The organism is Sinorhizobium mexicanum (genome assembly GCF_013488225.1).
In the GTDB taxonomy this organism is placed as follows: Bacteria; Pseudomonadota; Alphaproteobacteria; order Rhizobiales; family Rhizobiaceae; genus Sinorhizobium; species Sinorhizobium mexicanum.
In genome coordinates this window covers 1335815-1357119 of record NZ_CP041241.1, presented here as the reverse complement: position 1 = coordinate 1357119, position 21305 = coordinate 1335815, and the positions used below count along the sequence as shown (strand labels likewise).

Here is a 21305-nt window from a genome sequence, read left to right as displayed (position 1 = left end):
GATGCTTCGTATCGACTGCCCCTGCTGCGGCGTGCGTGACCACAGCGAATTCCGTTACGGCGGCGATGCCACCGCCGAGCGGCCCGCTCACGACAATCCGGATCTCGATGCCTGGTACCACTATGTCTACGTGCGGGCCAATCCCAAGGGGCTGCATCGCGAATTTTGGCAGCACGTTCTCGGCTGCCGCCAATGGCTCGTTGTCGAGCGCGACACGGTCACGCATTCGATCCATTCGGTCAGTTTTTCAAGAAGGCGACGGGCATGACACCCACCCAAAAGCGCCTTGCGTCAGGCGGCTATCTGGACCGCTCGCAAGTTCTCAAGTTTACGTTCGATGGCCGTCAGTACGCCGGGTTCAAGGGAGACACGCTCGCTTCCGCCCTGCTCGCAAGCGGAGTCTCGCTGGTCGGCAGGAGTTTCAAGTATCATCGCCCTCGCGGCATTCTCTCTGCCGGCGCGGAAGAGCCGAACGCGTTGGTGACGGTCGGCACGGGCGCGCGCCGGGAACCGAACTTGCCGGCCACGATGTTGGAACTGACATCGGGTCTGGACGCGGCAAGCCAGAACAACTGGCCGTCGTTGCGTTTCGATGTCCAGAGCGTCAACAGCCTGTTCAGTCCGCTTCTTTCCTCCGGGTTCTATTACAAGACCTTCATGGGACCGAGCCGCCGGGCGTGGATGTTCTATGAGCACTTCATCCGCAAGGCTGCGGGTCTCGGCAAAGCGACAATGATGCCGGACCCAGATGTGTACGACTCCCGTGACGATTTCACGGACGTGGCGGTCGTTGGCAGTGGAGCGGCCGGACTTTCTGCCGCCCGGGCCGCCGCGCACGCCGGCGCGCGTGTGCTGCTGATCGAGCAGGACTTCGAAATCGGCGGCCGCCTGCTTTCCGAGCCGGCCGCAGCGGCATGGCTCAGCGCGATGCGGGCAGAGCTTGAGGAAATGGCGAACGTGCGCATCATGCGCCGCACGACCGCCTTCGGGCTCTATGACGGGAACACGCTCGCACTGATCGAGGATGCGGATCCCTTCGCTGGTCCCGCGATGGATGCGGCGCGGAAAACATTCACGTTGCTGCACGCCCGCAGCATCGTCCTTGCGACCGGCGCGATCGAGCGGCCGATGGTCTTCTCGAACAATGACCGGCCCAGCGTCATGCTGAACTCGGCGATCAGGACGTATGTCAATCGCTACGCGGTTCTGCCCGGCAGGAATGTCGTGATCGCGACCGCCGACGACAGCGCTTATCTCACCGCTTTCGATCTCCTTGCCCACGGCGCACGCGTCACTATCGCCGATGCAAGGCCGATGGCGGAGCCGACGCTGTTGACGAGAGCCAAGCAAATGGGCGCCGAGGTTCATCTCGCGACGAATGTGGCGAACGTGAAAGGCAAATATGCGGTAGAGGGCGTCGTCCTCGCCGGGATGGCAGGCACGACCGGCGTCAGCTGCGATCTGGTCGGCATGTCCGCCGGCTGGTCTCCGGTGCTGCATCTGACGTCGCACCAGGGAGTGAAGCCGGTTTACCGTCCAGACATCGACGCCTTTGTTCCGGGACTGCTCCCTGAAACCCAGTTCGTCGCCGGTGCGGCGACCAGAAGCTCGGGTGTCTCGGCGGCGATCGCCGAGGGTGCCGGCGTCGGCCGTGCGGCGGCCGCCGTCGCTGGAAAGGTGGGCGCGGTAGCCGAAGCGCCCGCGTTGGAGATCGAGGAAACGGCCGGCCCGACGACCGTCTACAAGCCGATCTTCGGTCAGCGAAAGGCATTCGTCGATTTCCAGATGGACGTGACGCTCGACGACATCCAGCTGGCCCAGCGGGAAGGCTACGAGTCGGTCGAACATCTCAAGCGCTATACGACGCTCGGGATGGGAACGGACCAGGGCAAGACCAGCAATATCAACGCCTTGAAGGCGATGGCCAAATTGCGCGGGATTTCGATCCCGGAGGCCGGAACGACAACGTTCCGGCCACCTTACACGCCGGTGGCGATCGGAGCGGTTGCCGGACGTGCTACAGGTCACCACTTCCGTCCCTACCGTCTCACGCCGATCCACGACTGGCACACGGCAAATGGCGCGCAAATGCTCGAAGTCGGGCTCTGGATGCGGCCGTGGTTCTTCGAGGCCTCCGGCAAGGACGTGAATGCGGCTTACGTCAACGAAATGCGCCACGTGCGGTCCGCGGCGGGGATCATGGATATCTCGACGCTCGGCAAGATCGACATCCAGGGACCGGACGCGGCCACCTTTCTCGACAGGGTCTACGCCAATGGCTTCGCCAGCCTCAAGGTCGGGCGCGCGCGTTACGGCGTCATGCTGCGCGACGACGGCATCGTCTTCGATGATGGAACGACGACACGCGTGGGGCCAGATTGTTTCTTCATGACGACGTCAACCGCCAAGGCGGCGGACGTCCTTTCCTGGCTGGAATTCCTGCTGGATACCGCGTGGCCCGACCTGCGCGTCTCCGTTTCGTCGGTCAGCGACGAATGGGCGGGCATGTCGGTCGCCGGACCCGAGAGCGGAAAAATACTCGCGGCCGCGTTTCCGGATATCGGTTTCTCCAACGAAGCTTTGCCGCATATGGGGCTGGCCGAGGGAGCGTTCAGGGACAGTCCGCTGAGGATCATACGCCTTAGCTACTCTGGCGAGCGCGCCTATGAGATCTATGTCGGAGCCTCGAATGGTGAAGCCGCCTGGCGGCATCTCATCGACGTCGGCGCACCCCACGGCTTGAAACCCTATGGCGTCGAGGCGCTCGGTGCGCTGCGCGTCGAAAAGGGCCACGTGGCTGGCCCTGAAATCGACGGCAGAACGACCCTCTCGGACCTCGGCATGGGACGTATGGTCGCCAAGCGCAGCGGCTATGTTGGCGAGGCCCTGAGTCGGCGCGAGGCGTTTACGGCTGCAAATCGCCAGCGGCTGGTCGGCCTGAAATGCATCGAGGCCGGCAAACGCCTTCGCGGTGGGGCGCTTTTGTTTGCGCCCGGCGAGCCGCTGGAGGGCCACGGCCACGGCCGCATGACGTCGATCACCTACAGTCCGGAACTGGACTGCTACGTCGGCCTCGGCCTCCTCGCCGCGGACTTCGAGGGCGACGAGGTGATTGCTTCCTATCCCATGAAAAATGAAGTGGTGCGGGCGCGCGTCGTTTCGCCCGTCTTCCTCGATCCTGCCGGAGAACGCATGCATGGTTGAGACGTTACCCGCCGAGCGCATGGTGCTGAAGCAACTGCCATGCCCGCTCATTCAATGTGATGCATGGGAGGGCGCACTTGCGGCGTTCGAGCCGGCGCTTGCCCGTGAGATCGGCGGTCCCCTGCCGACGCAGGTCGGGGAGATTGCCGGCCGCGACGGCCTGAGGGTCGTCCGTGCAGGACCACGCCGCTTCTGGGTCTTCCCGGCAGAGCGCGCGTCGGCGATTGCTTCCGGCATTCCGCCCGAATTGGGCTGCAGGCTCGACCTCAGCGAAGGGCGGATACGCATCGAGGTGACCTCGCCTGATCTGCGAGACCTCGTGTCCAAGTGTCTGGCGATCGACTGGGAACGGACGCTCGGCGTTGCGACCTTTTCCTCGCTGCACCGTATCCCGGTCATGTTCACGCGTTCCTCCGAGCGCGATGGCGCGTTCGTCGTACCGCGAAGTTTCGCCAGAAGCATCTCTGAATGGCTGGAGGGATGTCAGTGATGGAGCTCGATACTATCCTGGCTGCCCGCCAACGCATCGCCGGCCGAGTCCTGCGCACGCCGTTCGTGCTTTCCGCGGTGCTGTCCGAGCGCTGCGGCGTGCCTGTCGGCCTGAAGCTCGAACACCACCAGACGACCGGCAGCTTCAAGCTGCGCGGCGCCACCAACGCCGTGCTGTCGCTGAGCCCTGAGGAGCGGGCCCGCGGCGTCGTGGCGGCCTCGACGGGAAATCACGGCCGGGCGCTCGCCCATGCGGCGAAAGCGGAAGGATCGAGCGCGACGATCTGCATGTCGCGGCTGGTGCCGGAGAACAAGGTCTCGGAGATCCGGCGCCTCGGCGCGAATGTGAGGATCGTCGGCAGATCGCAAGACGAGGCCCAGCAGGAGGTCGACCGCCTGGTCAGCGACGAGGGGCTGGTTATGGTGCCGCCGTTCGACCATCCGGCAATCGTTGCGGGCCAGGGTACCTTGGGGCTGGAGATTGTCGACGACATGCCGGACGTGTCGACGGTGCTGGTGCCGCTGTCGGGCGGCGGGCTCGCGGCCGGCGTCGCCGCCGCGGTCAAGGCGCGCCGACCGAAGGCGCGCGTGATCGGGCTGACGATGGAGCGCGGTGCGGCGATGAAGGCGAGCCTCGAGGCCGGCCGGCCGGTGCAAATCGAGGAAGAGCCAAGCCTTGCGGATTCGCTCGGCGGGGGGGTCGGGCTCGACAACCGGGTCACATTCGCCATGTGCCGCGACCTTCTCGATGACGTCGTGCTGCTTTCCGAGGACGAGATCGCCGCCGGCATTCGGCACGCCTACGAACAGGAGCGCGAGATCGTCGAGGGGGCGGGGGCCGTCGGCATCGCGGCGCTTTTGGCCGGCAAGATCAAGAACATCGAGGGCCCGATCGCGGTCATTCTTTCCGGCCGCAACATCGACATGGGGCTGCATTTGCGCGTGATCAACGGCGAAACGGATCCGTTCCGCGAGGAGGCGGCATGACACGGATGACGATTTTGACCGAGGCGGAGCTGCGTCGGATCGTGCCGCTCGATCGCGAGGCGGTCGATTGCGTTGAGGGCGCGTTCCATGCGCTTGCCACCAAGGCCGTGGCGATGCCGCCCATCCTCAGGCTCGACATTCCGGAATACCGCGGCGAGGTCGACGTCAAGACCGCCTATGTTCCCGGGATCGAAGGCTTTGCGATCAAGATCAGCCCTGGTTTCTTCGACAATCCGAAGATCGGGTTGCCGAGCACCAACGGCATGATGGTGCTCCTGTCCAGCCGCACCGGTCTCGTAGAGGCGCTGCTGCTCGACAACGGCTATCTGACCGACGTGCGTACGGCCGCCGCCGGCGCGGTGGCGGCGAAGCATCTGTCGCGGGCGGATTCCTCGGTGGCCGCGATCTTCGGTGCCGGGATGCAGGCAAGGCTGCAGCTTCAGGCGCTCGCGCTGGTGCGGCCGATCCGGGAAGCGCGCATCTGGGCGCGCGACGCAGCGAAGGCCGAAGCGACGGCGAAAGCGCTTGCCGAAAAGCTCGGCTTCCCGGTCAAGGCAGCAATCGACCCGAAGGCAGCCGTCACCGGCGCCGACATCGTCGTCACCACCACACCGTCGGAAGCGCCGATTCTCAAGGCCGAATGGCTGCAGCCGGGGCAGCATGTCACCGCCATGGGCTCGGACGCCGAGCACAAGAACGAGATCGAGCCGCGGGCGATCGCCGAGACAACCTATGTCGCCGACAGCCTCAGGCAGACACGCCGGCTCGGCGAACTGCACCACGCGATTGCGGCCGGGCTTGTTGCAGCCGACGCCGAATTCGCGGAGCTCGGGCAGGTGATCGCCGGGCTGAAGCCCGGCCGGACCGGGACGGAAGAGATCACGATAGCGGATCTCACCGGCACCGGCATTCAGGACACGGCAATCGCCACGCTCGCCTTTACGCGAGCCAATGCGGCAGACGCCGGAACCACGTTCGAGAGTTAAGGCCGGCACGGCCGGAAAACGAGGGAAGAAGCATGACCCAACCCAACCTCAAATTTTCTCTTGCAGAATACGAAACGCGGCTGAAGAAGACGCGCCAGTCGATGGAGGCGAAGGGCATCGATCTCTTGATCGTCAGCGACCCCTCGAACATGGCCTGGCTGACCGGCTATGACGGCTGGTCGTTCTACGTGCACCAGGCGGTGATCGTACCGCCGTCGGGCGAACCGATCTGGTATGGCCGCGGTCAGGACGCCAACGGCGCGAAGCTGACCGCCTATCTCAAGCACGAGAACATCATTGGCTATCCCGATCACTATGTGCAGTCGACCGAGCGCCACCCGATGGACTATCTCTCCGGCATCCTTGCCGACCGTGGCTGGGGTTCGCTCAGGACCGGCGTCGAGATGGACAACTACTGGTTCTCCGCCGCCGCCTTCGCCGCGCTGCAAAAGCACCTGCCGAATGCCCGCTTTGTCGACGCGACGGCGCTCGTCAACTGGCAGCGCGCGGTCAAGAGCGAGACCGAGATCAAGTATATGCGCAACGCGGCCCGCATCGTCGAGGGCATGCATCGCCGCATCTTCGACAAGATCGAGGTCGGCATGCGCAAATGCGATCTCGTCGCCGAGATCTATGATGCCGGCACGCGCGGGGTCGACGGTATCGGCGGCGACTACCCGGCGATCGTCCCGCTGCTGCCTTCGGGCGTAGAAGCCTCCGCGCCGCACCTGACCTGGGACGATCGGCCGATGAAGAGCGGCGAGGGCACCTTCTTCGAGATCGCCGGCTGCTACAACCGCTATCACCTGCCGCTGTCGCGCACGGTCTTCCTCGGCAAGCCGACCCAGGCCTTCCTCGACGCGGAAAAGGCGACGCTCGAGGGCATGGAGGCGGGACTTGCCGTCGCCAGGCCGGGCAACACCTGCGAGGACATCGCCAAAGCCTTCTTCGCGGTCCTGAAGAAATACGGCATCGTCAAGGACAACCGCACCGGCTATCCGATCGGGCTTTCCTATCCGCCGGACTGGGGCGAGCGCACCATGAGCCTGCGTCCCGGGGACAGGACGGAACTCAAGCCGGGCATGACCTTCCACTTCATGACCGGGCTTTGGCTCGAGGACATGGGCTTCGAGACCACCGAAAGCATTCTCATCACCGAAACGGGTGTCGAGTGCCTGGCCTCCGTACCCCGCAAGCTGATGATCAAGGACTGAGACATGAGCGAGCAGCATCTGCGGCCGTCGCCGATCAGCGCGACGGTCGACTTCGAAGCCGAGGGCGTGCAGCACGGTTTCCTGCGGTTGCCTTACAGCCGCGATGACTCCGCCTGGGGATCGGTGATGATCCCGATCACCGTCATCAAGAACGGGGAGGGTCCGACGGCGCTTCTTACCGGCGGCAACCACGGCGACGAATACGAAGGGCCGATCGCGCTCTTCGATCTCGCCCGGACACTCGGGCCGGATGCGATGACGGGACGGGTCATCATCGTGCCGGCGATGAACTACCCGGCCTTTACCGCCGGCACCCGTACCTCGCCGATCGACAAGGGCAACATGAACCGCAGCTTTCCGGGAAGGCCGGACGGCACGGTGACTGAGAAGATCGCCGACTATTTCCAACGGGTTCTTCTGCCGCTCGCCGACATCGTGCTCGACTTCCACTCGGGCGGAAAGACGCTTGACTTCCTGCCGTTCTGCGCCGCGCACATCCTGCCCGACAAGGAGCAGGAGGCAAGGGCGTTCGAACTGGTCAAGGCGTTCGGCGCGCCCTGGTCGATGAAGATGCTGGAGATCGACGCCGTCGGAATGTACGACACCGCGGCCGAGGAGATGGGCAAGGTGTTCATCACCACCGAGCTTGGCGGCGGCGGAACGGCAACCGCCAGGAGCGCCGGCATTGCCAAACGCGGCGTCAGGAACGTGCTTCGCGCCGCCGGCATCCTCAAAGGTGCAGTCGAGACATCGAAGACCGAATGGCTCGACATGCCGGACGGCGACTGCTTCTCCTTCGCGGAAGATGGAGGCCTGATCGAGCCACTCGTGGATCTGGGGGACAAAGTACGCAAGGACGATCTGGTCGCCCGCATTTACCCCATCGGGCGCACCGGCGCCGAACCTGTCGCGATAAAGGCGAAGATGGACGGCCTGCTGGCCGCCCGGCACTTTCCGGGCCTGGTCAAACAGGGCGACTGTGTTGCCGTCGTCGCGGTTTAGCTCACGTCCCAAGGAAGATAGTCGTGAAATCGCACATCCTTACAATTACGTGCCGGTCGACGACCGGCATCATCGCGGCAGTTTCGGGCTTTCTCGCCGAGAAGGGCTGCAACATCACCGACAGCTCGCAGTTCGACGATCTCGAAACGGGCCTGTTCTTCATGCGGTTGGTCTTCATCAGCGAGGAAGGCGTGAAGCTTGACGAATTGCGTGAGGGCTTCCAGCCGGTCGCTGAACGGTTCGCGATGACGGCGGAGATCCGCGCCTCCGAAGAGCGCGTGAAGGTGCTTTTAATGGTGTCGCGTTTCGGCCATTGCCTGAACGACCTGCTCTACCGCTGGAAGATCGGCGCGTTGCCGATCGACATCGTCGGCGTCGTCTCCAACCACTTCGACTACCAGAAGGTGGTCGTCAACCACGACATCCCGTTCCACTGCATCAAGGTGACGAAGGAGAACAAGCCGAAGGCGGAAGCCCAGCTGATGGAACTCGTCGAGCAGACCGGCGCCGAGCTGATCGTGCTGGCCCGCTACATGCAGGTCTTGTCCGATGCGCTCTGCAAGAAGATGTCGGGCAAGATCATCAACATCCACCACTCGTTCCTGCCGAGCTTCAAGGGCGCCAACCCCTACAAGCAGGCCTATGAGCGCGGCGTGAAACTGATCGGCGCGACGGCGCATTACGTCACCGCCGACCTCGACGAGGGTCCGATCATCGAGCAGGACATTGCCCGCATCACCCATGCGCAAAGCGCCGAGGACTATGTCTCGATCGGCCGCGACGTCGAAAGCCAGGTGCTGGCCCGCGCCGTCCACGCCCATATCCACCACCGCTGCTTCATCAACGGCAACCGCGTCGTCGTCTTCCCGCCGAGCCCGGGAAGCTATGCCTCGGAGCGGATGGGGTGATCCAACAGGTGAAAAGATAGCTGCGTGAGGTGTCGATCAAGGGATGCGCGCCCGATACAGCCAGAAATGGACCACATTTAGAAGAAGGGAACGAGCGCCTTCTTCGCCGAACTCGAAAAATTGAGGATGGAGTTTTGAGTTCACCTCCCAGTGGGGCCGCCTGGCCGCCTTGATCAAGAATGGTCAGGGCGGCTTTTTTGGGGACGCACTCAGTGCTCCGAAGAAATCAATGGTTCCTGGGCGGAGCCTAGCGACCAGCTCGTCAGGTTGTCAATTTAGTCGAACTACGGCGCGCAATCCTAAAAGGCCTTGTTTCACCACCACCCCAAATTCCGCGATCCGTTGTGCGTTCACTTGAACGCACCGTGCACTAGTATCCGCCTGACATGACCAGGGTTTCGCTGGTCATGAAGCTGCAGGCGTCCGAGGCGAGGAGGAGCGCGGCGCCCACCATTTCATCGGGGGGCCGCCAGCGCGGCCCATCCAGTTGAGGGTGCGGACGTAGTGTGCCCAACCCTTTGGATCTTCGCACGGCGGGCAGCGTTGCGATCGGTATCGACTAGGCCGGCGGCAAGCGTGTTGAGCAACACGCCGCGAGGCGCGTAGTCGCGGGCAAGACTCCTGATGCGGAGATCTGGCGATAATGAGGTTGACTCGACTGCCGTGGCGAGTATCTTGGCTAAAATTGGTATGACCACTTGGCCACCTGACTGCGAGTCGATATCGAGGAGCACGATGTTTTCTGCCGTGGAATCGCGCCGCCTGTACCGGCAAGTCGCGGACCAAATGCGGGGCCTGATAAAGCGGGGCGACTTGGCGCCCGGTTCGAGGCTTCCGTCCGAGCGGGAGCTCGCGCAGAAGCTCGGTGTTTCGCGCCCCACCATCCGGGAAGCATTGATCGTGCTCGAGGTCGAGGGCTTCATCGATATCCGGATGGGATCAGGCATCTATGTCACGGCACGGCAGGTGCCGGCGTCCGACACGCCGCCAGAGGATTTCGAAGGTCCATTCGAATTGTTGAGGGCGAGGGCGGTGGTTGAATGCGCGATTGCCGAGGAGGCAGCGCGATTGGCGCGCCCCGAGCATATCGCCATTATCGATGACAATCTAAAGCGAATGGCTGCGGCGCTCGAGGATCGTCGCCAGGCGCTCGCGCTTGATCGTGAGTTCCATGTCATCGTCTCCAGTATCATCGCCAATCAGACGTTGAACCGCTTCGTCGGCAGCATCCACGACATGCGCATGACGCCCTATTTCGAGAAGCTGGCGAGCTATTTCGAAAATACCGAGACCTGGCGCGCCGCGATGGAGGAGCATCGCGTCATCCGCGACGCGATCGCTGCCGGAGATCCAGCGGCAGCGCGTGCCGCGATGCGTGCACATCTCGATCAATCCCAGCTTCGTTTGTCGGCCAGCTTCGGGGAGGAGCCGACCGACAGCGCGATACCAGCTGCGTGGAGGCGCGTCGAGGACAACTGACACTGACGGGTTGAAAGTGGGATGTGATCCCGCTTTGAGCAATCACTTCACTTTGGAGGAGGAACAAGATGAAGTCCAAACTGTTGATGCTACTGGGTGCGACTGCGACTATCCTGGCTTCAGCGCTCGCCGCTCAAGCTCAGACGGCGCTTAAATGGGCGCATGTCTATGAGACTTCGGAGCCGTTCCACACCGAGTCCGTCTGGGCAGCCGAAGAGATCGCCAAGCGCACTGAGGGGCGCTACAAGATCGACGTCTTCCCGGCCTCGCAACTCGGTAAGGAGGCCGATCTCAACCAAGGCCTGAAACTCGGCACCGTCGACATCATCATCTCCGGTTCGAGCTTTGCCGCGCGTGAATACGCGCCGATCGGGGTCACCTATTTCCCGTATACGTTCCGCGACCCGGCGCATTTGATCGCCTATACGAAAAGCGACGTGTTCAAGCAGTTGGCCAAGGGCTACGAGGAAGCTTCGGGCAACCACATCACCGCCGTCACCTATTACGGCACGCGCCATACGACCTCGAACAAGCCGATCGCCAAATGCTCCGACATGCAGGGGCTGAAGATGCGCGTCCCGGATGTTCCGGCGTACCTCGCCATGCCGCGCGCCTGTGGCGCCAACACGACGCCGATCGCCTTTGCGGAAGTCTACCTCGCATTGCAGAACGGCACGGTGGAAGCCCAGGAAAACCCGCTGACGACAATCGAGGCGAAGAAGTTCTTCGAAGTGCAGAAGCATATCGTTCTGACCGGCCACATCGTCGATCACCTGAACACGGTTGTGTCGAAGAACCTGTGGTCGCAACTCTCCGATGCCGACAAGCAGATCTTCACCGAGGTGATGCAGGAGGCCGCCGAGCGTGCCACCAAGATCATTGAAGAACGTGAGCAGAAGCTCGTTCAGACGTTCCAGGAGCGCGGCGTCGAAGTGACCGAAATCGACAAGGCCGATTTCGAGGCGACCGTGATGGACAAGGTGGCGCTCGAAGACTTTGGCTATAAGAAGGAAGACTGGGAGGCCATCCGCGCCGTCAAGTGAATCGTTGACGCCGGCCGCCCGTCAGCGGCCGGCACTCCGCCCACCGTTTGCCGGATGATCGCCATGTCACAGGAAGTCCATTTGCAAGTGACGCCGGAGGAAATTGCCCATTCCTTCGACGAAGCCCCGCCAGCCGCGGATGTCTCGAGTTATGCCTTCGAGGACTGGGTCACGCTCGCCATTTTCTGGGTGATGACGGGGTGCGTGTTCCTGCAGTTCTTCACCCGCTATGTGCTCAACGATTCCTATGCCTGGACGGAGGAGATCGCCACCAACTGCCTGATCGGCGTGGTGTTCCTCGGTTCTGTCATGTGCGTCAGGGTTTCGCGGCACATCCAGGTCGACGTGCTCTATCACTATCTGCCGCGGCCGGTGGCGCGAGGCATGGCGATCTTCGTCGATCTCGTCCGTATCGGCTTCTTTACCTATGCCTGCTGGCTGATGTGGCGCTATGTGGCGATCGTCGCCAACGAACGTATGGTGACGGTCGACCTGCCGCGCAACATCGTCTTCTACAGCGTGATGGCCGGCTTCGTGCTGATGCTCGTTCGCTCCGTCCAGGTGTTTATCGCCAATCAGCGCCGCGGTTATTCGGTTCTCGAAAAGCCCGAGGAATTCCAAAAGGTTGAGGGCTGATCCATGCTGCTGCTCGTCGGTTCGTTTCTTCTCCTGATGCTGGTGGGTGTGCCGGTCGCCATCTCGATGGCCGTGGCATCCGTCCTCTATCTGGTCTTCTACAATGTCGCGCCCGACATCATCGCTGCACAGCGAATGATCGCCGGTGTCGAGAGTTTTCCGCTGCTCGCCGTGCCGTTCTTCATTCTAGCCGGCAACCTGATGAATTCCGCAGGCGTCACCGGCCGCATCTATTCCTTCGCCGTAGCGCTCGTCGGCTGGATGAAAGGGGGATTGGCACAGGTCAACATCATCGGCTCGGTGATCTTTTCCGGCATGTCCGGCACGGCGCTCGCCGATGCCGCCGGCATCGGTACGATCGAAATCAAGGCGATGAAGGATCACGGCTATCCGGTCGAGGCCGCCGTCGGCGTCACCGCCGCCTCGGCGACGCTCGGGCCAATCTTTCCACCCTCGTTGCCCTTCGTCATCTACGGCATGATGGCGAACGTCTCGATCGGCGCGCTGTTCATGGCCGGCATCGTGCCGGGCGTGGTGATGACGGTGCTGATGATGCTGACGGTCGCGATCTTTGCTTATAAGCGCGGTTGGGGCTCGGACACGCCTTTCGAGATGAAGCGGTTGCTCTCGGCGTCGCTCGAAGTCGTCGTTGTGTTGTCCGTACCGATCATCGTTTATCTCCTGATGTCGGCGGGGTTGTCGATGAATGCCGCCGCCGGCATTGCCCTCCTGGTGTTGCTGGCCCTTGACTGGTATTTCGACTTCTCGGCCGTCATGGCGCTGATGACCCCGGTCATTCTAATCGGCGGCATGACGATGGGCTGGTTTACGCCGACGGAAGCGGCCGTCGCCGCTGTTCTCTGGTCGCTGTTCCTCGGGCTGGTGCGCTACCGGACGATGACCATGTCGACGCTGGCGCGGGCGACGTTCGACACCATCGAGACGACCGCTTCGGTGCTCTTCATCGTCACGGCCGCCTCCATTTTCGCGTGGCTGTTGACGGTCAGCCAGGCCGCCCAGATGCTCTCCGGCGCGATTCTGACGATCACCGAGAACAAATGGGTCTTCCTGATCCTGGTAAACCTCTTGATGTTGTTCGTCGGCTGCTTCCTGGACACGATCGCCGCGATCACCATCCTGGTGCCGATCCTGCTGCCTTTGTCGGCCCAATTCGGGATCGATCCGGTTCACTTTGGCCTGATCATGACGCTTAACCTGATGATCGGCCTCCTGCATCCCCCGCTTGGTATGGTGCTCTTCGTCCTGTCGCGCGTGGCGAAGCTTTCGGTGGAGCGAACCACGATGGCGATCCTGCCTTGGCTCCTGCCGCTCTTCATCGCGCTCATCCTCATCACTTTCGTTCCGGCGATCACGCTGTGGCTGCCGAGTGCAGTCGGGTTGATCCGCTGATGGCAGGTGCGCTCATCCGCACGCGTCTCACGCGGCTCTACGGTCAACGCGATCTCAGGCTGGAGGCTGAGGATGTTGCGCAACCGGGCGAAGGCGAGGTCCTCTTGAAAATGGCGGCCGGGGGGATCTGCGGCTCGGACCTCCACTATTACCAGGACGGCGGCTTCGGTCCCATCCGGGTACGAGAGCCGATCATTCCGGGCCATGAAGGCTCCGGATATGTCGCCGCCCTCGGCGCCGGCGTCTCCGGACTTGCGATCGGCGACCTCGTCGCGCTCAATCCGAGCCAACCCTGCGGCTCCTGCCGCTTTTGTGACGCGGGGCTGCCCATTCATTGCCTGAACATGCGATTCATGGGGAGCGCCATGCGTTTTCCTCATACGCAGGGCATGTTCCGCGACTGGCTCGTCGTTGCGGCCGGCCAATGTTTCGCGGCGGGGGCGCTGGTGAGCGCTGGCGAGGCCGCCTGCGCCGAACCGCTGGCAGTCTGCCTTCACGCGGTTGCCCAAGCCGGGGATCTCAAGGGCAAGCATGTGCTTGTTACAGGAGTTGGGCCGATCGGCGCGCTCGTGGTCGCGGCCGCTCGCCATCGAGGGGCCGAGGCGATCGTGGTGACGGACCTTGCCGACGCGGCGCTCGAGCGCGCAATGGCGATGGGTGCTGCGCTCGCTGTCAATGTGCGCCGCGATCCGGCGCCTTTGGCTGCATACGAGGCAGACAAAGGGCAGTTTGATGTCGTCTTCGAATGCGCCGCAGCCGAGCAGGCGCTGCGCAGTGCGATCGCCACTGTCAGACCGCGAGGCCTGATCGTGCAAGTCGGCGTGACGGGCGACATCACCCTTCCGATCAATGCGCTCGTCGGCAAGGAATTGCGGCTCATCGGATCGCAGCGCTTCAACAGCGAGTTCGCCCTTGCCGTCGACCTCATTGCTCGCCGCCGGATCGATGTCCGGCCGATCATTTCCCATGCGTTTCCGGTCGATCAGGCGGTCAAGGCCTTCGAGCAAGCCGGCGACCGTTCCGTTGCCTGCAAGGTGCAACTGACATTCCTGCCTTGAAAGTGTCGGCACATGAAGAGATAGCCTGGAATAGGAGATGATGGAAAGCGCGCGTGAAGGCGCTGGAGAGGCGGCGAGACGAGGATGCGCCAGCTGAGGTGGCGGCGATCTCTAAGCGGAGCTCGCTTCCGATGCTTTCCATGAGCGATAGCGCTAAATGCGATGTTCAGTGTGTCTTCGCCGAAGACGTACTCGGTCAAATCGCGGCCATTACCCTCGTGACGCGAAGGTCTACCGCAATTTTTGCGCCGAATATGATGGACCGCAGCAAGGGTACCTCGTGAATTTCCGCGAATACGCCGAGAACGTGCGCCCCGGCGCCTCTCTGGAAAAGGGAACCACTGCGATTACGAGAAGGTGATCGTCAAACCACAACATCCCTTTCCGCTGCGTCAATGAAGCTGCGCGCCCCCAAAAAGAAAGCCCCGCTTGCCGGCCGGGTCAGACTTCTGATCTCGGATACAGGTATAGCAAGTGCGTCCGGCGATATTTGGAGACGTTACGTCACTTTGCGCGTGACGAATCCGGCTTCATCCAGCCATTGCAGCGCGCTCGGCGCTGAGTTCTTGTCGGTGTGGAGATTGGGTGTGTAAGGATCAGTGCTCATGCTTGAGCGGACCGACGATGCTGATCCCTTCGCTCCGTGCGGCGGCCGGTCGCAAGGGGCATTTCACTTGATTTTGCCAGTGCAACGTAGCTCGCGTCGTAGCCCGGGAGGCCATGCTTAAGGGCAAGATCAACGACGGACACGTCATTGCCGATGCCTCCGTCTTGCAAGGGCAAACCGCGCAGACTCAAGGTCATGGCAAGCGCTGTTCCGGGGTTCACGCGACCACGCCGCTCCGCCATGATGAACAGATTGCGGATCTCGAACCATACATTGACGGCACGAGAACCGGCGCAACTCCAAGTGCCGCAATGAGCGGCTCGGCGGCTTCACTTTGCTTGTCGGCCAGGAACCAGCTGGCAGCAATCGAGGCGTCGAGGACGAACGCCATCGTCAGGCCCGGCCTGATCGCGCCAGGCGCGGGTCTCGTCCTGGGTGACGGGTTTGGCGAGCGCCCGCATCGCCCGGATCTCGGCGATCGCGGTCTCGATGCTGGTCTCCTTGCGAATGCGCCAAAGCACCGCAATGATGATCTCCTCGCCGGCTTCGACGCGCGCCACCAACGGCTGCGAACTCCAACGCTTCCTCGGGGGCAGGCAGAATCAGCTTGCCCTGCCGTGCCATCATCCGCCAGGTGGATAGGTGGTTCGGCTTCAGGCCATGTCGCTCTGCGACTTCATTCACCAACGCTCCGGGCCGAAGGCTCTCCGAAACGATCTGCGCCTTGATCTCGTCCGGCCAATGCCGATGAACCTCACGTCCAGACTTCCTGGTCGTGAGAACCTCCAATGTACTCTCCATGGAGAAACTCCTGTTGCTCGTTCATGGAAAGGCGATCACAGATCAGGGCGGCGACGACAACGTGGGAGCAGAACACCGCTTACGAATAAAACGCGACAACGCGCGTCTGTGTTCTGTGTTCATGTTTAAGGTGAGAAGCCGAAACAAGTTGGTAAACCGGTCGACATCTTGCAAGCCGGAGGACCTTTACCTGAGAAAGTGATTGTTATGGGCTTGCCGAGGGTCGCCATTTGCGCCGTTGGCGGGTTCGGTCCGACGATGAACGTCAATGGAACGCACGTCGTCTGCCTCGATCGACTTTGCCGGTCGGAGTGCACGCTAGTTTTTGCGCCGGTCGAATTGGTGCAGATGGTTTCCAGGAGCTTGATCGTCATTGCCTGAGCGACGCGGGGAACATCGGAGAAGTGTTGGCGGTACAGAAGTCTCGCCATGATAGCCTCAGCGACTGCGGGTTCATCTGGCGAGCGACTTCCAGCGCCGCATCGCATTTGTCCCGGAACGGCGTTAGGGCCTCCTTGAGATACTCCACGCCATGAGTTTTCACGACGCAGGCGATTTCGAACATGTCGCGAGGCTGCATCGCAGCGCCACGGTAGTATATCTTCTTTGCGATGATCTCCGCCGGGGTCTCAAGCAGAACGTCTCGGCTGCGCACGTCCGTTTTCAACGTCGGGTTGTCGGTCAGGCTGGGGGCACAGATAAAGTAGATCTCGCCGACATGTTCAAAGACGATCTTCAACGTCCGCGATTCGTCGGATTCATAGCTGTGAGGGTTGATGTCGAGCGCGTAGCCCTGTGTCTTCGGATTCAGACATGGCAGTAGCTGCGGATCGTCGAGGAAGATGTCGACATCAAAACTCTCGCGGTGATCAGTCTGGAGCATCAGGGCCGCGCCATCTCCAAAAGTCCAGCTGTCGATTAATGTGTGAGTTTGGAGTTTGCTTGATCGATGATGCGGGCGGCCTGGTGAAACAAATCACCCCATCTGCTAGCCGGGTGTTCGACCAACTAAGCCGCCCGCGCCAAAGGAAGCGGATAGCCGACACGTGCCGAGATTTTCCGTGCCAGGTCGGCGGCGGTCGATGGATCAACGTGCATTCGTCCAGGAACGAGACCTGACGATTCTCGTCTACCTCGGAAAAAAGGAGAATGCAGATGGATCGAAAGAGACCGCACTGGCAGGATCGGACATCTTGGATGCCAACTGGACAAAACCTTTACGGCAACAATCGACATCGTTTGAGACCACAGAATTCTTGGAGTTCTATATGCCGCGACGGTCTTAGAATCACTATGGATACTCGGTCCGACCGGCGGGGCGGTTTCCAAGGATTTCGGGAGCTACCAAGATGCCGCCATGTGCGGACGTGATAACGGCCGGCCGTGGCAAGGAACGGCGCTGCTTGGGGCTGGCGGTCGTCGCCAAGCTTGAGCATGGAACGTTGTCTGGGCGTGACGGGCGCGGGGTGCATTGTCATGCCGTCCCTATATCTGTTCGCGAGAAATCATCGCCTTTATAGAGCAGCGGTTCGTTGCGCGTCCTCGCCAGCGCATAGGAGAAACAGTCCCCATAGTTCAGACCGGCCGGATGTCGGCCCTTGCCGTAGCTGCGCCAGGCTCGCCTTGCGACGGCGATCTGTTCCGCGTCGACGGCGACGATTTCGACACCCGCCTTGTAAAGCCACAGATCAAGCTCTGCCGCACCTGCCTCGCCGAGGCGCGATTCGATGACGATGGCGAGTTCAAGGACCGTCGCGGCCGAGATGAAGCGCCGCGGAGCGTCGACGACTTTTTGTTCGTAGGTTTCTGCTTCCGGCTCGTTGAATGCGATCGCGACGATGGCGGACGTGTCGATGACCATCAGCCGGGGAGCCCATTTTCGTCGTACCCCAAAATCTCATCGGCGGAGCGGTTGTCGTGAACCGGCAGCTTTGCCCAACGTCTGCGGCTGGCGGCAAGCTCCTCGAGAAGAACATCGCGATTTTCCGCGTTTGCGAGGCGCCGTAGCCGTTCTTCCAGTGCCCGGCGGGTCGCCATGGTGATGGTTTCACCAGTTTTCTCGGCCAGCGCCTTGGCGAGACGTTCCGTCTCTAGATCTTTAATGCTGAGCGCCATTCCTGGTCCCTAGGTTCCTAGTCATCTATATTCTACCTTGTCCCGGCGTCGGCGCAAGCGCCTGGACCTCGTATCTGGTCGAAACTGAGCCCCCGAGCGCAAATCGGACCCGGTCGTCCACGGTGTTCGCTTCCGTCTTCGTTGTGATTTGGGGCGAATCTAGGCGATTTGCGACTCCAGATCCATCACTGTCGATACTGGATCCCTAAAACGAGATGGCCGTGATCACGGCCGGTCCATCGAACTTCGTCGGAGTGCCGTTGGAGCTCCCTTGCAGACAGAAGCCCCTAAGCATCCCAACTGAAAATCCTTTGACCACCTCTGCGGAGGTCGGGCGTCGTGTGCCTGCGATCAATCGATGTATCAGCCAACACAAAGGGAACGAACGATCATGATTTACTCTGTCAAGAACCAACTCAAAACACTCAAAGCAGGCGCATTGGCGGTCGCGACGATGGTGACCGTCGGGTCATTGTCCTGATCGACCGTGTCGGCTGTAACCCCGCAGAAATCAAAAGTCGCGATACATTGATTGTCGGTTCGTTGCCGAAGCACGCTCGGAGGCGCGGACAGGCTTTCATCCTACAAGCGCTGGAACGCACAGGCCTTTGGCGACGACACTGAGCATGCAGTCGGGTCGCCGAACAAGCGTTGCGCCTGGGTTATCTTACATACGTTTAGAGAGCCTTTCGAGTTTTGCAACGCTGTCGCTGGTCGCCTCGCGCAAACTCGCGAATACGATCGCCGAGGAGGCGAGACCGATGGTAGCCGGCTCTATCGTCGCTCGGTACCTCCAGACAGCTTTGCAGGTCGGTGGGACAATTCCGTGCGTTGGCGCCCGCCATCGGAATTCAGAAGGGCATCTTGTTCTCGAATTTCGAACAGGTCGACAAGATAATCTCATTTTAATGAACTGCAGCGGTCCTTTATTGTGCAGATCGCGGTTGGTTCAACGCCGCATTTTCGGTGAACTCGGGGAGGAGGAGCACCATGCTTAGGAGGATAGCGCACTCCGGTGCCATTGTTTTGGTATCGCTCGCTGGCAGTGTCGCAAACGCACAGGATTCGGATCTCGTCGCAGCCGCAGAGGCAGAAGGAAAGCTCGTCTGGTACACAACGGTAAATGTGCGCCAGTTCGTGCGGCCGATGGTTGAGGCCTTTGAAAATCGCTACAAAATCACAGTCGAATTCGTTTCGGGCGGCTCGCGTGATGTCGCGACCCGACTGACAAATGAAGCTCAAGCTGGGAAGGTCTATGGTGACGTCTGGGACGGCTCCACAGCCTTCTCTACCCTCGGCCCGGCGGGGCTGGCCGAGCCCTATAAGGTGGCGGCCTGGGCTGATTTTCCCGAGGCGCTGAAGGATAAGGAAGGTCGTTGGACGGCGCAGTACATTCAGGTCATCACCGCGGCGGTCAACACCGACTTGGTCCCGGCAGCCGATATTCCCAAGACATATGAGGACCTTCTGGATCCGAAATGGAAGGGCAAGATGGCGTGGAATGCCGATGGCGGCCCGACCAGCCCCGAAGGCTTTATCGGCAATATCCTTATATCGATGGGCGAAGAAAAGGGCATGGGGTACCTGCGCAAACTCGCAGACCAGGACGTTGCCAATGTTGCTGCCAACCAGCGCGCTATCTTGGATCAGACGATCAACGGAGAATACGCGATTTCGATCCTGACCGAGAACCATCATGCCTCGATCAGCGCCGCCAAGGGCGCACCCGTCAAATGGGTGCCAATCGAGCCGGCAATAATGTCGTTCAGCCGGGTTGGCATCGTCAAGGGTGCGCCGCATCCGAACGCGGCCAAGCTCTTTCTCGAGTTCCTGTTGTCGGAAGAAGGGCAGGCGATCTACCGCGAGGCCGATTATCTGCCGGCCAATCCGAAGGTCGCGGCCAAAGAGCCTGGCCTGCGGCCGGGGGCCGGCGGTTTTACGGCAAATGTGATCTCGCTCGAGACTTACACCGAGAACAAGGAAAAGTGGGCGGGCATCTACAAGGAACTCTTCGAGTAAATACTGACGCCCCCTCGGCCAGCATGACGCGGGGGGCTTTCATTTAAGGAGAAAGAGATGGACGATTCCGAACGGAAGGCCATGTTGATGGTCATGCTCGAATGCGAGCAGGGCTGGGAAGACGAATTCAACCAATGGTACGATGAAGAGCACCTTCCCGAGCGCTTGGCGTGTCCGGGATTCCTGTCCGCGCGGCGGTACAGAGCGATCGAGGGAAAGCCGCGCTTTCTGGCAACCTACGAGCTCGAGTCACTCGCTGCGCTGCAGACGGAGCAGTACCTTGCGCTGAAGGAAGGCACTGCGTGGACGAAGAGAATGCGTCCCCACAAAGGGGGATTGGTACGCCATGTCTATGTGGATATTACCACGCCACTGAGACCCTTCCTCGGCCCCCGCAAGTTCTAGGCGCGCCGATGGCAGAGCGACACAGTTTTGAACCTCATCAGCAAAACATTTCGGCGGGTGGCAGAACCCTTGGCCTTGATCCGATCTGTGCCGACTTTGAACTGGAGCGTTTTGCGCATGTGCCGGGCGCACGCCTGGAGGGGCCGGTCTTCGACACGGAAGGCAACCTCTGGGTTGTCGGGCTTAATACCAGGAAGGTGTATCGCATTGACGGCGCGGGCGCTGCAACCGCCGTTGCGGAAACCCCGGGACCGAACGGGCTCGCAATCGGGCCAGACGGCAACATCTACGGTGCCGATCATGTCATGGGTCTGTTTCGCCTCGACCAATCGACGGGCGTCGTGGCGTGGCTGGCAGGGAAAGGCGGCCATGGCAACTTCCGCGGTCTCAATGATCTGACTTTCGATGCCTCAGGCGGTCTCTACCTCACGGACCCACGTGGATCGGGCGAATTCAGACGGTGTGGCGGGCTCTACTATCGCGCCGCTGACGGAGCGTTGACGCGGCTGGTCGACAATATGGCCTACCCGAACGGCGTGGCATTGTCGCCGGCGCAAGACATGCTTTATGTCGCCGAGACCGCCGCCAACCGGGTCGTCCAGTTCAAGATCAAGGCGCCGGGTACCATCGATCTAGAAGACGGTCGCGTCTTTGCGTGGCTGAATGGGGGGCGCGGTCCTGACGGGCTCACGGTCGATGCGGGCGGCAATGTCTATGTCGCGCACCATTCGGCCGGAGAGGTGCTCGTCTTCAGTTCGCTCGGGTTCTACTATGGCGCGATCCTCATGCCAGACGATGCCATGGTGGCAAACAATGTGCAGATCCACCGTGGTTATCTCTACATCACGGAGGCTGATGGCCATTCCGTCTGGCGGATCAGAACACGCATCCCGGCAATCGGCGAAGACACCAAACAGAACTGGCCGGAGTACAAATGACACG

Annotated in this window: 20 protein-coding genes and 3 pseudogenes; 16 read left to right on the top strand and 7 right to left on the bottom strand. The window is 61.5% G+C overall.

Annotated elements, in window-relative coordinates:
• The first annotated feature begins 1 nt into the window (after window position 1).
• The 8 genes from FKV68_RS30420 to purU are packed head-to-tail and all read left to right on the top strand — an operon-like array spanning window position 2 to window position 8790.
• A complete protein-coding gene (locus tag FKV68_RS30420) occupies window positions 2-268 on the top strand; it encodes a sarcosine oxidase subunit delta (RefSeq protein WP_180942620.1) in 267 nt (88 codons plus the stop codon).
• Window positions 265-3204: a sarcosine oxidase subunit alpha family protein gene (locus FKV68_RS30415; RefSeq protein ID WP_180942619.1), complete on the top strand. Its 2940-nt coding sequence runs from the start codon at window positions 265-267 to the stop codon at window positions 3202-3204. Before FKV68_RS30420 ends, FKV68_RS30415 begins: the two co-directional genes overlap by 4 nt.
• Complete coding sequence (locus FKV68_RS30410; RefSeq protein WP_180942618.1) at window positions 3197-3694, top strand: aminomethyltransferase family protein; 498 nt, start codon at window positions 3197-3199, stop codon at window positions 3692-3694. The genes FKV68_RS30415 and FKV68_RS30410 overlap by 8 nt, the downstream gene beginning before the upstream one ends.
• Entirely contained in the window at window positions 3694-4680 is a 987-nt protein-coding gene (gene eutB / locus FKV68_RS30405; RefSeq protein ID WP_427915999.1) for a hydroxyectoine utilization dehydratase EutB, read from the top strand. Before FKV68_RS30410 ends, eutB begins: the two co-directional genes overlap by 1 nt.
• A complete protein-coding gene (gene eutC, locus FKV68_RS30400) occupies window positions 4677-5666 on the top strand; it encodes an ectoine utilization protein EutC (RefSeq protein WP_180942616.1) in 990 nt (329 codons plus the stop codon). Before eutB ends, eutC begins: the two co-directional genes overlap by 4 nt.
• A 32-nt stretch (window positions 5667-5698) precedes the next feature.
• Window positions 5699-6880, top strand: a complete 1182-nt coding sequence (gene doeA / locus FKV68_RS30395) for an ectoine hydrolase DoeA (RefSeq protein WP_180942615.1) — start codon at window positions 5699-5701, stop codon at window positions 6878-6880.
• Window positions 6881-6883: 3 nt separating this feature from the next.
• The gene (gene doeB / locus FKV68_RS30390) at window positions 6884-7882 is read left to right on the top strand and encodes a N(2)-acetyl-L-2,4-diaminobutanoate deacetylase DoeB (protein ID WP_180942614.1); all 999 of its coding nucleotides are present in this window, start codon (window positions 6884-6886) and stop codon (window positions 7880-7882) included.
• Window positions 7883-7905: 23 nt separating this feature from the next.
• The gene (gene purU / locus FKV68_RS30385; protein WP_180942613.1) at window positions 7906-8790 is read left to right on the top strand and encodes a formyltetrahydrofolate deformylase; all 885 of its coding nucleotides are present in this window, start codon (window positions 7906-7908) and stop codon (window positions 8788-8790) included.
• A gap of 370 nt (window positions 8791-9160) precedes the next feature.
• On the opposite strand, the pseudogene FKV68_RS33490 reads toward purU, so the two are convergent.
• Window positions 9161-9416, bottom strand: a pseudogene (locus FKV68_RS33490) (SDR family oxidoreductase); the annotation flags it as partial.
• A 109-nt stretch (window positions 9417-9525) separates the two neighbouring features.
• Between FKV68_RS33490 and FKV68_RS30380 the strand changes: the two are divergent.
• From FKV68_RS30380 to FKV68_RS30360, 5 genes are all read left to right on the top strand, one after another.
• Window positions 9526-10269, top strand: a complete 744-nt coding sequence (locus tag FKV68_RS30380) for a FadR/GntR family transcriptional regulator (RefSeq protein ID WP_180942612.1) — start codon at window positions 9526-9528, stop codon at window positions 10267-10269.
• Window positions 10270-10337: 68 nt separating this feature from the next.
• Window positions 10338-11312, top strand: a complete 975-nt coding sequence (locus FKV68_RS30375) for a sialic acid TRAP transporter substrate-binding protein SiaP (RefSeq protein ID WP_180942611.1) — start codon at window positions 10338-10340, stop codon at window positions 11310-11312.
• Window positions 11313-11375: 63 nt separating this feature from the next.
• A complete protein-coding gene (locus tag FKV68_RS30370) occupies window positions 11376-11948 on the top strand; it encodes a TRAP transporter small permease (protein ID WP_180942610.1) in 573 nt (190 codons plus the stop codon).
• 3 nt (window positions 11949-11951) lie between these two features.
• Window positions 11952-13358: a TRAP transporter large permease gene (locus FKV68_RS30365; protein WP_180942609.1), complete on the top strand. Its 1407-nt coding sequence runs from the start codon at window positions 11952-11954 to the stop codon at window positions 13356-13358.
• Window positions 13358-14416 (top strand): L-idonate 5-dehydrogenase, encoded by a 1059-nt coding sequence (locus tag FKV68_RS30360; RefSeq protein ID WP_180942608.1) that lies wholly within the window; start codon window positions 13358-13360, stop codon window positions 14414-14416. Before FKV68_RS30365 ends, FKV68_RS30360 begins: the two co-directional genes overlap by 1 nt.
• Window positions 14417-15352: 936 nt before the next feature.
• Here FKV68_RS30360 and FKV68_RS30355 read toward each other — a convergent pair.
• The 6 genes and pseudogenes from FKV68_RS30355 to FKV68_RS30335 form a co-directional block, all read right to left on the bottom strand.
• Window positions 15353-15583, bottom strand: a complete 231-nt coding sequence (locus FKV68_RS30355; RefSeq protein WP_246452797.1) for a hypothetical protein — start codon at window positions 15581-15583, stop codon at window positions 15353-15355.
• 25 nt (window positions 15584-15608) lie between these two features.
• Window positions 15609-15824 (bottom strand): annotated as a pseudogene (locus tag FKV68_RS30350) (transposase); the annotation flags it as partial.
• Window positions 15825-16194: 370 nt separating this feature from the next.
• Window positions 16195-16707, bottom strand: a complete 513-nt coding sequence (locus FKV68_RS30345; protein WP_245182019.1) for a hypothetical protein — start codon at window positions 16705-16707, stop codon at window positions 16195-16197.
• A gap of 125 nt (window positions 16708-16832) precedes the next feature.
• A pseudogene (locus tag FKV68_RS33700) lies at window positions 16833-17060 on the bottom strand (hypothetical protein).
• A gap of 238 nt (window positions 17061-17298) precedes the next feature.
• The gene (locus FKV68_RS30340; RefSeq protein ID WP_180942607.1) at window positions 17299-17685 is read right to left on the bottom strand and encodes a type II toxin-antitoxin system VapC family toxin; all 387 of its coding nucleotides are present in this window, start codon (window positions 17683-17685) and stop codon (window positions 17299-17301) included.
• Window positions 17685-17939 carry a type II toxin-antitoxin system VapB family antitoxin gene (locus FKV68_RS30335; RefSeq protein ID WP_180942606.1) on the bottom strand — a complete coding sequence of 85 codons (255 nt, stop codon included), beginning with the start codon at window positions 17937-17939 and terminating at the stop codon, window positions 17685-17687. The genes FKV68_RS30340 and FKV68_RS30335 overlap by 1 nt, the downstream gene beginning before the upstream one ends.
• Window positions 17940-18929: 990 nt before the next feature.
• Here FKV68_RS30335 and FKV68_RS30330 point away from each other — a divergent pair.
• From FKV68_RS30330 to FKV68_RS30320, 3 genes are read left to right on the top strand one after another with little or no spacing between them, the layout of a single operon-like run.
• On the top strand, window positions 18930-19958 hold the full coding sequence (locus tag FKV68_RS30330; RefSeq protein WP_180942605.1) for an ABC transporter substrate-binding protein: 1029 nt from the start codon (window positions 18930-18932) through the stop codon (window positions 19956-19958).
• 57 nt (window positions 19959-20015) lie between these two features.
• On the top strand, window positions 20016-20363 hold the full coding sequence (locus FKV68_RS30325; protein ID WP_180942604.1) for a DUF4286 family protein: 348 nt from the start codon (window positions 20016-20018) through the stop codon (window positions 20361-20363).
• Window positions 20364-20371: 8 nt separating this feature from the next.
• Window positions 20372-21301 carry an SMP-30/gluconolactonase/LRE family protein gene (locus FKV68_RS30320; RefSeq protein ID WP_180942603.1) on the top strand — a complete coding sequence of 310 codons (930 nt, stop codon included), beginning with the start codon at window positions 20372-20374 and terminating at the stop codon, window positions 21299-21301.
• The last annotated feature ends 4 nt before the right edge of the window (window positions 21302-21305 follow it).

Excerpts from the sequence above, each read along its gene's own strand:
- FKV68_RS30325 (WP_180942604.1), top strand. The coding sequence starts at position 20,016 with ATGGACGATTCCGAACGGAAGGCCATGTTGATGGTCATGCTCGAATGC.
- FKV68_RS30330 (WP_180942605.1), top strand. The coding sequence starts at position 18,930 with ATGCTTAGGAGGATAGCGCACTCCGGTGCCATTGTTTTGGTATCGCTC.
- eutB (WP_427915999.1), top strand. The coding sequence starts at position 3,694 with ATGGAGCTCGATACTATCCTGGCTGCCCGCCAACGCATCGCCGGCCGA.
- FKV68_RS30370 (WP_180942610.1), top strand. The coding sequence starts at position 11,376 with ATGTCACAGGAAGTCCATTTGCAAGTGACGCCGGAGGAAATTGCCCAT.
- FKV68_RS30375 (WP_180942611.1), top strand. The coding sequence starts at position 10,338 with ATGAAGTCCAAACTGTTGATGCTACTGGGTGCGACTGCGACTATCCTG.
- FKV68_RS30320 (WP_180942603.1), top strand. The coding sequence starts at position 20,372 with ATGGCAGAGCGACACAGTTTTGAACCTCATCAGCAAAACATTTCGGCG.
- FKV68_RS30360 (WP_180942608.1), top strand. The coding sequence starts at position 13,358 with ATGGCAGGTGCGCTCATCCGCACGCGTCTCACGCGGCTCTACGGTCAA.
- FKV68_RS30340 (WP_180942607.1), bottom strand. The coding sequence starts at position 17,685 with ATGGTCATCGACACGTCCGCCATCGTCGCGATCGCATTCAACGAGCCG.
- doeA (WP_180942615.1), top strand. The coding sequence starts at position 5,699 with ATGACCCAACCCAACCTCAAATTTTCTCTTGCAGAATACGAAACGCGG.
- FKV68_RS30410 (WP_180942618.1), top strand. The coding sequence starts at position 3,197 with ATGGTTGAGACGTTACCCGCCGAGCGCATGGTGCTGAAGCAACTGCCA.
- doeB (WP_180942614.1), top strand. The coding sequence starts at position 6,884 with ATGAGCGAGCAGCATCTGCGGCCGTCGCCGATCAGCGCGACGGTCGAC.
- FKV68_RS30415 (WP_180942619.1), top strand. The coding sequence starts at position 265 with ATGACACCCACCCAAAAGCGCCTTGCGTCAGGCGGCTATCTGGACCGC.
- FKV68_RS30335 (WP_180942606.1), bottom strand. The coding sequence starts at position 17,939 with ATGGCGCTCAGCATTAAAGATCTAGAGACGGAACGTCTCGCCAAGGCG.
- FKV68_RS30420 (WP_180942620.1), top strand. The coding sequence starts at position 2 with ATGCTTCGTATCGACTGCCCCTGCTGCGGCGTGCGTGACCACAGCGAA.
- FKV68_RS30345 (WP_245182019.1), bottom strand. The coding sequence starts at position 16,707 with ATGCTCCAGACTGATCACCGCGAGAGTTTTGATGTCGACATCTTCCTC.
- eutC (WP_180942616.1), top strand. The coding sequence starts at position 4,677 with ATGACACGGATGACGATTTTGACCGAGGCGGAGCTGCGTCGGATCGTG.
- FKV68_RS30365 (WP_180942609.1), top strand. The coding sequence starts at position 11,952 with ATGCTGCTGCTCGTCGGTTCGTTTCTTCTCCTGATGCTGGTGGGTGTG.
- FKV68_RS30380 (WP_180942612.1), top strand. The coding sequence starts at position 9,526 with ATGTTTTCTGCCGTGGAATCGCGCCGCCTGTACCGGCAAGTCGCGGAC.